The organism is Micromonospora sp. D93, assembly GCF_018070365.1.
Lineage (GTDB): Bacteria > Actinomycetota > Actinomycetes > Mycobacteriales > Micromonosporaceae > Micromonospora > Micromonospora ureilytica.
Genome location: NZ_JAGPXW010000012.1, coordinates 35,924 through 48,437 on the forward strand (window position 1 = coordinate 35,924; position 12,514 = coordinate 48,437).

The 12,514-nt window shown below is 71.9% G+C and carries 11 protein-coding genes; 4 read left to right on the forward strand and 7 right to left on the reverse strand.

Annotated features, from left to right (window positions below; translation table 11 throughout):
- Positions 1 to 24: 24 nt before the first annotated feature.
- On the forward strand, positions 25 to 699 hold the full coding sequence (locus tag KBX71_RS15805; protein WP_124815225.1) for a permease prefix domain 1-containing protein: 675 nt from the start codon (positions 25 to 27) through the stop codon (positions 697 to 699).
- A 56-nt stretch (positions 700 to 755) separates the two neighbouring features.
- On the opposite strand, the gene KBX71_RS15810 is transcribed toward KBX71_RS15805, so the two are convergent.
- The gene (locus KBX71_RS15810; RefSeq protein WP_112680778.1) at positions 756 to 1,094 is read right to left on the reverse strand and encodes a PadR family transcriptional regulator; all 339 of its coding nucleotides are present in this window, start codon (positions 1,092 to 1,094) and stop codon (positions 756 to 758) included.
- Between the two features lie 160 nt (positions 1,095 to 1,254).
- Between KBX71_RS15810 and KBX71_RS15815 the strand changes: the two genes are divergently transcribed.
- Together KBX71_RS15815 and KBX71_RS15820 are read left to right on the forward strand one after the other, a co-directional pair.
- Positions 1,255 to 2,217 (forward strand): DNA primase, encoded by a 963-nt coding sequence (locus tag KBX71_RS15815; RefSeq protein WP_210818818.1) that lies wholly within the window; start codon positions 1,255 to 1,257, stop codon positions 2,215 to 2,217.
- Between the two features lie 39 nt (positions 2,218 to 2,256).
- Entirely contained in the window at positions 2,257 to 4,749 is a 2,493-nt protein-coding gene (locus KBX71_RS15820) for a transposase (RefSeq protein ID WP_210818925.1), read from the forward strand.
- Between the two features lie 267 nt (positions 4,750 to 5,016).
- Here KBX71_RS15820 and KBX71_RS15825 read toward each other — a convergent pair whose 3' ends face one another.
- The 4 genes from KBX71_RS15825 to KBX71_RS15840 all read right to left on the reverse strand — a co-directional run bounded on the left by KBX71_RS15825 (position 5,017) and on the right by KBX71_RS15840 (position 10,142).
- Positions 5,017 to 5,610, reverse strand: coding sequence for an ATP/GTP-binding protein (locus KBX71_RS15825; protein ID WP_007455465.1), 594 nt, complete (start codon positions 5,608 to 5,610; stop codon positions 5,017 to 5,019).
- Position 5,611: 1 nt separating this feature from the next.
- The gene (locus KBX71_RS15830) at positions 5,612 to 5,986 is read right to left on the reverse strand and encodes a DUF742 domain-containing protein (RefSeq protein ID WP_124820399.1); all 375 of its coding nucleotides are present in this window, start codon (positions 5,984 to 5,986) and stop codon (positions 5,612 to 5,614) included.
- Between the two features lie 98 nt (positions 5,987 to 6,084).
- The gene (locus KBX71_RS15835) at positions 6,085 to 6,489 is read right to left on the reverse strand and encodes a roadblock/LC7 domain-containing protein (protein WP_030329023.1); all 405 of its coding nucleotides are present in this window, start codon (positions 6,487 to 6,489) and stop codon (positions 6,085 to 6,087) included.
- A complete protein-coding gene (locus KBX71_RS15840; protein WP_210818819.1) occupies positions 6,486 to 10,142 on the reverse strand; it encodes a sensor histidine kinase in 3,657 nt (1,218 codons plus the stop codon). The genes KBX71_RS15835 and KBX71_RS15840 overlap by 4 nt, the downstream gene beginning before the upstream one ends.
- 502 nt (positions 10,143 to 10,644) lie before the next feature.
- On the opposite strand from KBX71_RS15840, the gene KBX71_RS33740 reads away from it, so the two are divergent.
- On the forward strand, positions 10,645 to 10,938 hold the full coding sequence (locus KBX71_RS33740) for a hypothetical protein (RefSeq protein WP_247683552.1): 294 nt from the start codon (positions 10,645 to 10,647) through the stop codon (positions 10,936 to 10,938).
- A gap of 2 nt (positions 10,939 to 10,940) precedes the next feature.
- Here KBX71_RS33740 and KBX71_RS15850 read toward each other — a convergent pair whose 3' ends face one another.
- Complete coding sequence (locus tag KBX71_RS15850; RefSeq protein WP_124820391.1) at positions 10,941 to 12,014, reverse strand: adenosine deaminase; 1,074 nt, start codon at positions 12,012 to 12,014, stop codon at positions 10,941 to 10,943.
- Between the two features lie 52 nt (positions 12,015 to 12,066).
- Positions 12,067 to 12,483, reverse strand: a complete 417-nt coding sequence (locus tag KBX71_RS15855) for a PPOX class F420-dependent oxidoreductase (RefSeq protein WP_210818821.1) — start codon at positions 12,481 to 12,483, stop codon at positions 12,067 to 12,069.
- Between the last annotated feature and the right edge of the window lie 31 nt (positions 12,484 to 12,514).

A 12,514-nucleotide genomic window follows, 5' to 3' on the forward strand; every position in this document is an offset into this window, starting at 1 on the left:
CGGAGTCCGTGGCACTGTGGTGCCATGGCGCGCGCTGAGGATGTGTTGGTCGACGAGCACCTGCGGGATCTGGGCGCTCGGTTGCAGGGGCCGGCGCGACTCAAGTCCGAGCTGCTGACCGAGGCCCGGCACGGGCTGCTGGACGCCGTCGAGGCGTACCGCGAGAGCGGGGTGCCGCCCACCGAGGCGCAGCGCCGGGCGGTGGCCGAGTTCGGCTCGCCGGCGCAGCTGCTCCCCTCCTGGCAGGCCGAGCTGGCGGTGGCCGCCCTGCGTGGGCTCTCCCTGCGGATGCTCGCTGTCGCGGGGGTGGGGGTGGCCGCCGGCGATCTGACCTGGCGTGGGGCGAGCTGGAGCAACGGCCCCCGCCCGCCCGCCGGCTACCTGCTGCTCTCCAACTCGGTCGACTGGATCTGGATGAGCACACTGCTGCTCTCGGTGGCCGGTCTGCTGGTGGTCTGGGCGAGCGCACGGGCACCCCGGCCGGGCCTGGCCCTGGCGCAACGCGCGGTTGGCGCCGGCCTGACCGGCCTGCTGGCTCTCGCCATGCTGACCGGCTGCGCCCTCTTCACCTGGTCCCTCAACCTCTGGGACGCGGCGCTGCACTGGCCCCCGATGATCATCGGGGCGGTGTTGGTGGGCGGCGGATACTTCTCGCTGACCCGCGCGGCGCGCGGCTGGTTGCGGGCCACCGCCCGCTGATCGGCGGCCCGGCCCGAGGGGGTCACACCGCTGCTTGGCGGCCCGGCCCGAGAGGGTCAGGCCGGCGTGGGCGGGCTGCCGGGGTCGAGGAACCGGCCGACGGTCAGTTGGAACTCGCGCCAACCGGCGCGCTCCCCGGCCAGCGCCCGCCGGCCGGAGTCGGTGAGCTGGTACGTCCGCCGTTCCCGGCCGCTGACCGTGCTCCAGGTGCTCGCCACGTGGCCGGCGCGTTCCAGGCGACGGAGCGCCGGATAGATGGTGCCGGTGGGTAGGTCCAGGTTGCCGTCGCTGCGGGCACGCAGCGCCTCGATGATCGCGTAGCCGTGCAGCGCGCCCTGTTCGAGAACGGCGAGCAGCAGAGCGTCGAGATGGCCGTGCAACGCCTGGGCCTTCATGCGTAGCTACGCTACTTGTCGGACGGCCGCTTCGCCAGCGGTGACCACCAGCAGGTCGGACCCGTGCGCCAACCGGCCACCGGGGTGCGGGCATCGGTCACCCAGGGCCGCCGACTAGGGTATGTGCCCAGAGTCACTCGCCGGTCAGAGACCCCGGTGGGTGGGCAACCCGAAGCACACGGAGGTCAGCGTGGCCCGCCAGTCGCCCCAACGGCCCGACGCCGACGAGCCCGAGCTCGACGACACCACCGGCACGGCCGAGCCAGATGAGACCGAGGAGACCGACCGCCCGTCGGCGTCGATCGACCGTTCGCTCTGGGACGAGCTGCGCATCGACCCAGTGGAGATCGCGCTGCCCGCCGGCACCGGCTTCACGCTCCGGGCGTACCGGCCAGCCAGCGCGCTGACCCCGACCGACGTGACCGAGCGCGACCAGGACGACCCGTTCCTCGCCCGCCGCCAGGCGGTCGAGGAGGAAGAGGACGACGAGACCGTCGTCATCCTCGACGAGGAGCTGGCCGAGGAGTTCGCTGCCGAGGACGAGGACGACGAGTCGAAGCGCCGCCGCGGTGACGGCGCCGCCACCGCCGACACCGAAGAGGAGTCGGACGAGGCCGTCACGGACGAGGCGGACGACGAGGAGGTGCCGGTCTTCCTCAGCAACCGGGGCAAGCTGCTGCTGTTCAAGACCCCCGAGTCGCTTGTCAGTTTCATCCGTTCCGGTGCGCCCAACGATCTGTCCCAACTGGACAGCTGGAATGAATTGTCCGAACGGGTGGAGCCGGCAGATATCGCTCCGCTCGACGAGGACACCTATGAGCTGGACCTGGTCGTGGAGAACCTGCGCGGCGGGCACGACACGTGGGATTCGACCCTGCTGATCGAGGCCGGCGAGGCCGCGCGTGACCTCTCGTACGCATTGCGGCTGCCTGCGGTGCTCGACATGCTCTCGGCCGGCTCCAGCCTCGACGACCTGGACGAGGCGCTGCGTGCCACCGCCAACGGCGGGATCGGCGCGTTCATGGGTCGGCGACGGCTGAAGAAGATCGGGGCGCAGACCGCGAGTTTGGGTTGGCGCACCATTGTCGGCAAGATCTCTGCGGTGGTGGACTGGCGCGACTGACCCGTACCGGGGAGCATCAGTTGCTGGCAGAGGAAAGACCTGTCCCGGGAGGAGGACGACGCCGTGGCGCTCGTGCGCGTTTACTGCGGTCTGGCCTCGGCGGATCCGGCTGACCGACCGGCCTCCGCCGGTTCGACGCTGACGTCCGCTGTGGTCGACGACGCAGGCCGTCTGCTGCATGTCTGCGAGATCAGCGATGACGCCGCTGGCTACGCCCAGCTCGTCGCGCTGCTCGTGGAGCGGTCGGGCGGGCCGAGCGGTGCGGCCATCGCCGCCGACAGCGACGACCACACGGTCACCTCGCTGCTGAGCGCGGCGGGGCGACCCCTGGCGATCGCCGACGACGACTCGGTGGACGACTTCGCCGAGCGGTTCGCCGACGACGACTCCCTTGAGGAGATGCAGTCGCCTCCGGCCGAACGACGGGCGGTCGGCCTGGCCCGCGCGTTGCAGGCGGGGGCGCTCTCCGCCGTCACCCTGCCGGCGCCTCGGGACCTCGCCGGCTACAAGCAGGTGCTCTCCGCGCACGCCGCGCTTGCCAGCGGTCGACACTCCGCCGCCGTGGCGCTGCGCGAGGTTCTGCGGGAGCTCTACCCGGCGGCCCTGCGCGCCTACCCGGACCCGGCCGAGCCGGTCTCTCTGGCGGTGCTGGACGCGCTGCCCGAGCCGGGCATGCTCGGCGGCACCGTGGCCCGGGGCCGCGAGGTGTCGGTAGCGGCGGATGCCATCGCCGCGCACCTCGCCGCCGACGGGGTCGCCGACGCCGAGGAGATCAACGAAGCGGTCACCGCCCTGCGGGTCGCCATCTCCGAGACACCCCGACGCGCTGCGGTCAACCGGGCGCTCACGTCCGCGGTGGCCGAGACGGTCCGCCAGGCCGTCGCCTCCGTACGGGCCTGCGACGCCGGGTGTGAGGCGCTGGTCAGCGCGCTCAGCTCACGGGTCAGCACACCGGTCCAGGCGCCGGGCCGCCGGGCCGCTGCCCGCCGCGGCGAGTCCGTCGGCGAACTGACCGGTCTGGCCGGCACCAACGCCGGTCTGGCCGGTAGCAACGCCGGTTTGGCCGGTAGCAACGCCGGCCTGGCCGGCCTCGCCGGCACCAACGCCGGGCTGCGGTCGGTCCGACCCACCCCGGCGGGCGCCGAGCCGGCACCCGCCATCGGGCGGCGCAGCCGTCCCGAGCCGGTCCCGGGTAACGCGCCGCTGGCGTCGCCCCGCCCGCTCGGGCCACCGCCGGTCGCCCCGGCGCCGGTCACGCCACCGCCGGTCGCACCCGCGCCGATGACTCCGGCGGCGATGGCTGCTCCGCCGGCGTCCACGCTGCCCACCCGCAGCGAGCCGCTCCCCAGCCGGATCGACGGCCCGACCAACCGGCCGGTCTCCGCGCCGCCGCCCCCGCCGCCCGGGATCACCCCGATCGCGCCGGCACAGCGCGGCATGGTGCCCCCGGCCGAGGCCGGCGAGCCGTTCCGGCCGACGCTGACCACCGCCGCGATCAACAACGCGCGGGCCGAACGGCAGCGTACGGTCATTCCGCCCCGCCCCAAGACCAACGGTGAGCCCCGGCCGAGCCACCAGCAACGCCCGGTCGACGAGCCGCCCACCGGCGGGTTCAGCGCCACCGATCTCAGCATTCCGGTGCCGACCCCCCGACCCGGGCAGGAGTCCGCACCACCCGGCTCCCGTGCCAACTGGCCGCTGGTCAACAACCCGGAGGACCCGTCCGACAGCTCACCGAACAACCCGGTGGCCTACTCGTACGGCAGCCGCGGTGTCGACGCCCCGACCGATCCAGGCCGGGCCGACGGTCGGGCCGACGGTCGGGTCACCCCGCCCTGGTTGGCGGACGACCTGCCACCGGAGCCACCGATGCTGCGGCTCGTGGAGCCGCCGCCCCTGGCCGACCGGGCGCTGCGCGAGGGGCTCAACCCTCCCACGGACCAGCACCTGGAGACGCCCCCGCTGCGCCTGGTCGACCGCGAGCAGGCCGCTCGTAACGGTCGGGCTGCCGCCCGCACCGAGCGCGCCGAGCACCGGCCGCCGCCCCCGGTGGAGCACCGGCCGCCGCCGATGGAACACCGGCCGCCGCCGGTCGCCGACGAGGGCGACGGCGATCTGCTGATCTTCGCGCAGGCCAAGTCCGCCTGGTTCGTCGGGCAGCCCGAGGAGTCCGACCTGGACTGGTCGACCACGGCCGACACCGGCTGGCAGGCCGCCGAGCAGGCGGCTCGCCCGGCGGTGGGCGCCGAGACCAACGCCGGGCTGCCGAAGCGCGTGCCGCAGGCCAACCTGGTGCCGGGTTCCCCGATACGCGAGGAGCGCCCATTGCGGATAGTGCGTGATGCGGCAAGCCTCGCGGAGAACACGACAGGCTACTTCCGCGGCTGGCGTCGCGGGCAGGAGATCGGCGGTTTCGCGGTGGGTGGTCGGCCCGGTCGCGAGGCGGCCGGCGGCTGGGACTTCAGCCGCGACCACGGGGACCGCGACGACGACCGGGAGTACGAGTACCGCTCGGCGGGCTACCAGTCCTGACCCCTCTTCACACGCGAGAGCGCCCTCAGCCGGTTGGCTGGGGGCGCTCTCGCGTCGGCGGGTCGATCCCGGGTACGCAGAAGCCGCCTCCGAGGACCGTGGGTTGGCTTGTACCCCCGGGTAGGGGCTGACAGCTTCCAGGACGTCAGGAGGCGGCTAGGCGGCGCACCGGCCCGTCTGGCGACGGGCCAGCGCGGAGGACTGACCGGGGCGGCTGGCAACGCCCGGTGGCGGCCGGAGCCACCACCGGGGCGTGCAGCGCCGCGATCAGGCCGGGGCGACGGCGCGCGTACGGCGCATGGTCAGCACGTACTCGACCAGCGAGATCAGCACGTGCTTCGTCGACTCCCGGTTACGGGCGTCGCAGGCCACCACCGGCACGTCGCTCGAGATCGCCAAGGCGTCCCGGACGTCCTGCGGGTCGTGGTACTGCATCCCGTCGAAGCAGTTGATCGCCACCAGGTACGGCAGGCGTCGGTGCTCGAAGAAGTCGATCGCCGCGAAGCAGTCGGCCAGCCGGCGAGTGTCCACCAGCACGACCGCACCGATCGCACCCCGCACCAGTTCGTCCCACATGAACCAGAAACGGGTCTGACCCGGCGTACCGAACAGGTACAGGATCAGGTCACGGTCGATCGAGATCCGGCCGAAGTCCATGGCCACCGTGGTCGTCGTCTTTCCCGGCACCTGCCGGGTGTCGTCGACGCCCACGCCAGCGGAGGTCATGATGGCCTCGGTGGTCAGCGGCGTGATCTCCGAGACCGAGCCGACCAGCGTCGTCTTACCGACGCCGAATCCACCGGCGATAACGATCTTCGCCGACGTCACGCGGCCGCTCGGGTTCGGCGGGCGGTGCGACATGTCAGAGCCTGCGAAGTCCACTCAGCACCCTCTCCAGCAGTTCAGTGCCCACCGCGTCGTCGGAGTCGTCCAAAATGGTCGGCTCGTGGACCGCGACCAGGCCGTCCGTCGCCATGTCGGCGATGAGCACCCGGGCCACACCGAGCGGGAGCTGCATCCGCGCCGCGATCTCTGCGAGCGATTGCACGCGTCCGTCACACAGCGCGGCGATGTACTGGTGTTCGCGGCCACCACCGTTGCCATTGGCAGCGGTACGGCCGCGCACCGTCGTCTCGACGAGCGCCTCCAGCGCGATGTCGAGCCGGGGACGGGTGCGACCACGGGTCACGGCGTATGGACGGACCAACGCTCCGGTCGGTTCGTCACGATCGGCCATCTCGCCGCTCACCTCCTTCGCACCCGTTACCGGCTCCCACCGGTGAAACCCGTCGTTGTCGTTGTTGCGGTCGCGCCGACCTCACGATCGGCGAAACGTCAGCCCAGCATGCCCGCAGCCGCACGCGGCTGCGGGGTCAGTGCGTCGCCCACCCGGTCGACCAGCAGCGCCATCTCGTAGCCAACCTGGCCCACGTCGGAGCTGCGGGCTGCCAGCACGGCGAAGGACGAGCCGTCCGAGATGGACATCAGGAACAGGAAGCCATTGTCCATCTCCACGACGGTCTGCAACACCGCGCCTCCCTCGAAGCAGCGGGCCGCCCCCTGGGTCAGGCTGACCAGACCCGATGAGATCGCGGCGAGCTGGTCTGCCCGGTCACGCGGCAGATCCCGTGACGACGCGAGGAGTAGGCCGTCCGCCGATACGGCGACCGCATGCGCGACGCCGGGCACCCGGTCGGCGAAGTTGGCAAGCAGCCAACCAAGATCCTGCGTAGTTGTCATCCTTCTTGCTCCTTCTGCCCGCTCCCGGCCACCGGGCCTGAGCCAGACTGCGAGGATTGCCCTCCCGGAGTTGCCTCCGGGCTGGTCGGGTTGTCCGAGGTGCTACGCCCTCGCTGCACGCCCCGGTGGTAGGCGGAGAGCAGGCCACGGACCGCCTCCGGGGAGCGCCGCTGGACCGAGGTGGTGGGCTTCTCCACCGCGCCGGGCACCAGCTGCGCCATCGGCTTGCGTTTCGGCAGACCGGTCGTGGTGGTCTCGCTCACCGGCGTCGCGCCGGCCGCCGCGGAGGCAGCACGCCAGCCGTCGTCGGCGGCGGTCTGCCAGCCGTTGCTCTGCGGTTGGGGCCTGCGGTTCGGCAGGCTCTCGGCGAGGCTGGGGCGGGTGCCCTCGTTCGCTGTGGAGCCGTTGTCCCGCGGCGCTCCTCCGACCGTCGGAGTGTCTGCCATCGGTGTGTTACCTGTCGTCCCGGGTGGTGTCTTGTGGACTGCCCGACCGGTGGCCTCGACCGTGGCGAACTGCTGGGTCGCGGAGTCGCCGTTCGTCGCTGGCTGGCCGCCGGCCGCGGTCTCCTCGGAGCCGGGGCGACGGGTACGGAACCAGGCCGACTCGAGCTCCCGGAAGATCGGCAGCTCCATCGTCTCGTCCGCGTACCGCTGACGGTTCTGTGCCTGCGGCTGCTGCGGCGTCGGCCGAGTCTGCGGGGCCGGAGCCGGAGCCGGGGTCGGCGCCGGAGGCTGGGCTGCGGCCGGCTGCTCGCCGGGTCGCGGCACACGCGGCAGCTCCGTCGTCATGTCCAGCGCAGCGGCGAGCCGCTCGGGCACCGGTGGGGTGGCCGTGTCCCGGTCGCTACCCGGCACTGGCGGCCAGGCCGGCGGTGCCGGGGCACTGGCTGCCTGCGCAGGCGGTGCGGATCGGGGCGCGAAGCCACTGAACGACTGACCGGAGGCGGGCGGCGCCGAGTACGGCTGGTTCGAGTACGGCTGACCGGACGCCGGCGAGGCCGAGACCGGCGACGCCGACACCGGCGGACCGGCGTACGGCTGCCCGGACGCCGGAGCGGCGGACACCGGTGCGCCGCCGTACGGCGCACCCGAGTAGGGCTGCCCCGAGTAGGGCTGCCCCGAGTAGGGCTGCCCGGAGGCTGGCGAGGCGGAGACCGGCGCGCCGGAGTAGGGCTGCGCGGAGACCGGCGGCGCTGAGTACGGGCGCGCCTCGGGGCTGCTCGGCAGTTGACGCGGAATGGACGGCTGCTGGCCGGTGGCCGGGGTCTCGTCGCCGGCCCGGCGCTGCGGCAGCGGGTCGGTCCCCGGGCCGTTCGCCGAGCGGGGGGTGAACCCGTCGCCGCCGTTCGTTTCGGCCGCGCCGGTCAGGTCGGACCAGGCCGGCATCGAGCGGTACGCGCCGCCGTTGGCGGGGGTGCCGGCACCGTTTCGCGAAGCGGGGTCGAACGGACGACCGCCCAGGGTGACCTGGTTACCGGACTCGCTCGGGCGGGGGCCGTTGCCCAGCGCGGGCAGCGCGCCGAAGACCGGCGCGGGCCCACCGGACTGCGGACCACCGAACTGGGGAGCACCGGACTGCGGACCACCGGACTGCGGACCACCGAACTGGTGAGTACCGGCCGCCGGCAGCGCCGGAGGCTGCTGCACCCGACCGGACAGCGCCCGGGGCACCAGCACCGAGGTGGGCAGGCTCACTTCGGCGACCGTGCCGCGATCGCTGCCGGGGCGCAGCTCGACCCGGACACCGTGCCGCGACGCCAGCCGGGCGACCACGACCAGGCCCATCATCCGGGACACGGCCACGTCCACCTGGGGCGGCGTCGCGAGCCGCTCGTTGAGGTCGTGCAGCTGGTCGGCGCTGATGCCGATGCCGCGGTCCTCGACGTACAGCGAGGAGCGGTCGCCGACTCGGCGAGCCTCGACCATGACCTGCGAGTCGGGCGGTGAGAACGCGGTGGCGTTGTCGAACAGCTCCGCGACCAGGTGCACCAGGTCGTTGACCGCGTGCGCGGCGACCTCGATGTCGCGGTCGATGACACCGAAGTCGATCCGGGTGTAGTGCTCGACCTCGGACTGCGCGGCGCGCAGCACGTCGATGAGGGCGGCCGGCTCACGCTGCACACGGGTGGAGTCGGCACCGGCGAGCACCAGCAGGTTCTCGTCGTTACGGCGCATCCGGGTGGCCAGGTGGTCGAGCTGGAACAGCTCGGCCAGCCGGTCCGGGTCCTCCTCGCCGCGCTCGAGCCGGTCGAGGTGCCCGATGAGGCGGTCGACCAGGATCTGGGAACGGCGGGCCAGGTTGACGAACATGGTCGCGACGGAGGCACGCAGTGCTGCCTGCTCGGCGGCCGTGCGAACGGCTTCCAGGTGGACGGCGTTGAACGCCTCGGTCACCTGGCCGAACTCGTCCTTGCTCCGCACCGGCAGCGGTTCGGCGATCTGGTTGGCCAGCTGCACCGGGGAGAGCTGCCCGACGACCTGCGGGTCGCGCAGACGGGCCACCGCCTGTGGCAGGCCGTACTGGGCCACGGAGAGCGCACCCTGCCGCAGCTCACGGAGTGAGCGGGCCATCGAGCGGGCCACCAGGTAGGCGAAGAGGATGGCCAGCAGCAGCATGCTGAGCAGCAGGCCGGTCTCCAGGAAGACCTGGCGCTGGACGTCCGAGCGGAGGGTGTCGGCCTGGTCGACCACTTCACTGTCGAGCTTCACTTCGACGGTGCGGATCAGCTTGGCGTTGGCCGTCATGGCGGCTTCCCACTGGTCCGGGCCGAACGGCGCACCGCGCATGTCACCTGTGGTGTTGCCGTCGATCCAGCCGGTGTAGTTCTGTGCCTGCCGGCGGTCGCCGCCCGCGACAGTCTGGTCGTGGAACTTCGCGTCGTCCGGGGTGGCGACGGCCTTGAAGCTCTGCAGGGCCTGCTGCTGGCCGGTGTCACTGGCGACGTAGTCCCTGCGCAGAGCCGGGGTCAGGCGCTGTCGGCCCTGAACGCCCAGCGCGCGGTGCACGACGACCCGGCGTACGGCCAGGAACTCCTTCTCCCGGGCGACCGCCGCGGCGGCGCGCATCCGGTCGCTCAGTTGGTTGTCACCGGCGAGCTGCGTGGACGAGTCGCGGATGGCGAGCAGGTCGCTGATCAGACCCTCGTACGCCTGCACGGTCTCGGTGAGCGCGAGCTTTCCGTTGAACACCTGGCTGCGGACGCCCGACAGGTCCTGCAGGTTCTGGTCGATGCTGTCGAGCAGACCCTCCAGGCTGCTCGGCAGGTCCTCGACCTCGGCCCGCTGCTGCCGGTAGGGGGCCGCGTCCTGATCCACCCGGGAGTTCACCCGGTTGTAGGCCTCCTGGTACTGCGCCGTCGGCTGCGTCCCGTTCGCGCCCAGCAGCAGCACGGCGGCGGTCCGCTCGTCCTGCAGGCTGTCGACCAGGTCACCTGAATAGCTCGACAGGTTCGCCAGATCGCCAGCTCGGTTGGCATTGTTGAGCGTCTCCACGTGGTCGACGAGACCACTGGTGCCCACCACGACCGTGGCGATGGTCGGCACGATCATGATGAGACCGAGCTTGGACCAGATCGGCATGTCCTGGAGCCGACTGGCCGGCCGGCCCAGCCGCGACAGGAAGGAGCCCGCCGTCTTTGGCCGTTTGCTCACGTCACCGCCCTCGCGATTACAGCTTGAACGCGTTGCCCCGGGCAACGCCCAGCGACCGACCCGGCGGGTCGGACCCCCGAGATTCCATCACGCCGGTGGACAAGAAGAAAGCCCAGGTTGTCCCCAACCGAAGGTGTGATGAGATGTTGATGCGATTTGATAGCAGTCTGTCTGGCCGGAGTAACTGAAGGTAATGGAACATCCGCACCGAGTTGTCCTACTGGCCGGCCCATCTGGGTCCGGAAAGTCGTACATAGCGCAGCAAACCGGGTTGCCGGTGCTCTGCTTGGACGACTTCTATAAAGACGGCGATGACCCTACGTTGCCCAGACGAAACGGGCAGGTGGATTGGGAATCACCGCAGTCCTGGGATGCCCCCACTGCGGTCGAAATCATTGCCCGACTTGCCCGCGAAGGTCGGGCCGATGTGCCGGTTTATGCGATCGGCGCGGATCGACGGGTAGCCACCCGGCCATTTGATGTCGCCGGATCGCCACTTTTCGTGGCCGAAGGGATCTTCGCCGCCGAGATCGTGGAGGAGTGCCGTCGCCGTGGCCTGCTCGCCGGGGCGTACGCGCTGCGCCGTCCGCGCGGGGCGACCTTCCTGCGCCGACTCGCCCGTGACCTGTCCGAACAGCGCAAGGCGCCCCGGGTGCTGATTCGGCGCGGGGTGGCGCTCCTGCGGGCCGAACCCGCGGTGCTACGTCGGCAGATGGGCCTGGGCGCGGAGGCGGCCAGGGCCCGGGAGGTGCTGCGCCGGGTGGCCGGCCTGCTCTCCGGCCACCCACACGGCTGAGCTCAGGCCAGCAACTTCGCGTACGCCGGCTTGATCACCTCATCGATGATCCGCAGCCGCTCGTCGAACGGGATGAAGGCGCTCTTCATCGCGTTGATGGTGAACCACTGCAACTCCTTCCAGCCGTAGCCGAACGTCTCCACCAGCAGCGACATCTCCCGCGACATCGAGGTGCCGCTCATCAGCCGGTTGTCGGTGTTGACCGTCGCCCGGAAGCGCAGGTCCCGCAGCAGGCCGATCGGGTGGTCCGCGATCGAGGCCACCGCGCCGGTCTGCACGTTCGACGAGGGGCACAGCTCCAGCGGGATCCGCTTGTCCCGGACGTACGCGGCCAGCCGGCCGAGCGAGCCGTCGGGGGCGATGTCGTCGACGATCCGCACCCCGTGGCCGAGCCGGTCCGCTCCGCACCACTGGATCGCCTGCCAGATCGACGGCAGACCGAACGCCTCGCCGGCGTGGATGGTGAAGTGGAAGTTCTCCCGCTGGAGGTACTCGAAGGCGTCCAGGTGCCGGGTGGGCGGGAAGCCCGCCTCGGCGCCGGCGATGTCGAAGCCGACCACCCCGACGTCCCGGTGCCGTACGGCCAGCTCCGCGATCTCCTGCGAGCGGGCGGCGTGCCGCATCGCGGTCAGCAGGGTGCCCACCCGGATGCTCAGGCCCGCCTCGACCGCCTGGGCGGTGCCCTCGGCGAACCCGGCCAGCACCGCCTCGACCACCTCGTCCAGGCTCAGGTCCCGTTCCAGGTGCTGCTCCGGGGCGAAGCGCACCTCCGCGTAGACCACTCCGTCGGCGGCCAGGTCCAGGGCGCACTCACGGGCCACCCGACGCAGCGCGGGCGCGGTCTGCATGACCGCCACGGTGTGCGCGAACGTCTCGAGGTAGCGCTCCAGCGAGCCGGAGTCCGCCGCGTCCGCGAACCAGCGTCCGAGCGCTTCCGGATCGGTGGTGGGCAGCTCGTGGCCCACCTCGGCGGCCAGGTCGACGATCGTCGCCGGCCGCAGACCGCCGTCGAGGTGGTCGTGCAGCAGCGCCTTCGGGACCTTGACAATGTCCTCGTACCGGATAGTTGCGACCATGCTCAGACCCTAGTCAGCGGCCTGGGCGCACCTGTACGGGACCGGCCGGGCGTCACGGCCGCCAGCCGTACACCCGGTGCACGTCGAGGCGGATCACGAGCCGTCCGTCGGCAACCATGGCGGAGCGGTAGTCCGCCCAGTCCGGGTGGTCGCCACGAATTCGGCGGTAGACCTCGACCAGTTCGTCGACCGTCTCGTCGGTGGTGGCCACGGCCGGCTCGCTGAGGGTCACGGTCCCCTCCGCGACCGCGTACGCGCCGCCGTCCGGGGTGGTCACGTAGAAGCTGGCCCGGGGATCGCGGCGCAGGTTGCGCACCTTCGCCCGGTCCCCGGTCGTGGAGCAGCGGATCAACCCCGGCTCGGCCAGGTAGTCGAGGTTGGACAGCTGGGGCCGCCCGTCCCGGCGCACTGTGACCAGCACCCCGCGCCCCCGCTGACCGAACAGCTCCCACAGCTGGTTTGTTGACATGTCATCGAACGTAGGGGGCTTTCGATGACAT

What these genes read in the sequence shown, in the direction of transcription:
- KBX71_RS15810 (WP_112680778.1), bottom strand. Translation starts at nt 1,094, where the DNA reads ATGAAGGCCCAGGCGTTGCACGGCCATCTCGACGCTCTGCTGCTCGCC.
- KBX71_RS15850 (WP_124820391.1), bottom strand. Translation starts at nt 12,014, where the DNA reads ATGGTCGCAACTATCCGGTACGAGGACATTGTCAAGGTCCCGAAGGCG.
- KBX71_RS15835 (WP_030329023.1), bottom strand. Translation starts at nt 6,489, where the DNA reads ATGACAACTACGCAGGATCTTGGTTGGCTGCTTGCCAACTTCGCCGAC.
- KBX71_RS15855 (WP_210818821.1), bottom strand. Translation starts at nt 12,483, where the DNA reads ATGTCAACAAACCAGCTGTGGGAGCTGTTCGGTCAGCGGGGGCGCGGG.
- KBX71_RS15825 (WP_007455465.1), bottom strand. Translation starts at nt 5,610, where the DNA reads ATGTCGCACCGCCCGCCGAACCCGAGCGGCCGCGTGACGTCGGCGAAG.
- KBX71_RS15805 (WP_124815225.1), top strand. Translation starts at nt 25, where the DNA reads ATGGCGCGCGCTGAGGATGTGTTGGTCGACGAGCACCTGCGGGATCTG.
- KBX71_RS15830 (WP_124820399.1), bottom strand. Translation starts at nt 5,986, where the DNA reads ATGGCCGATCGTGACGAACCGACCGGAGCGTTGGTCCGTCCATACGCC.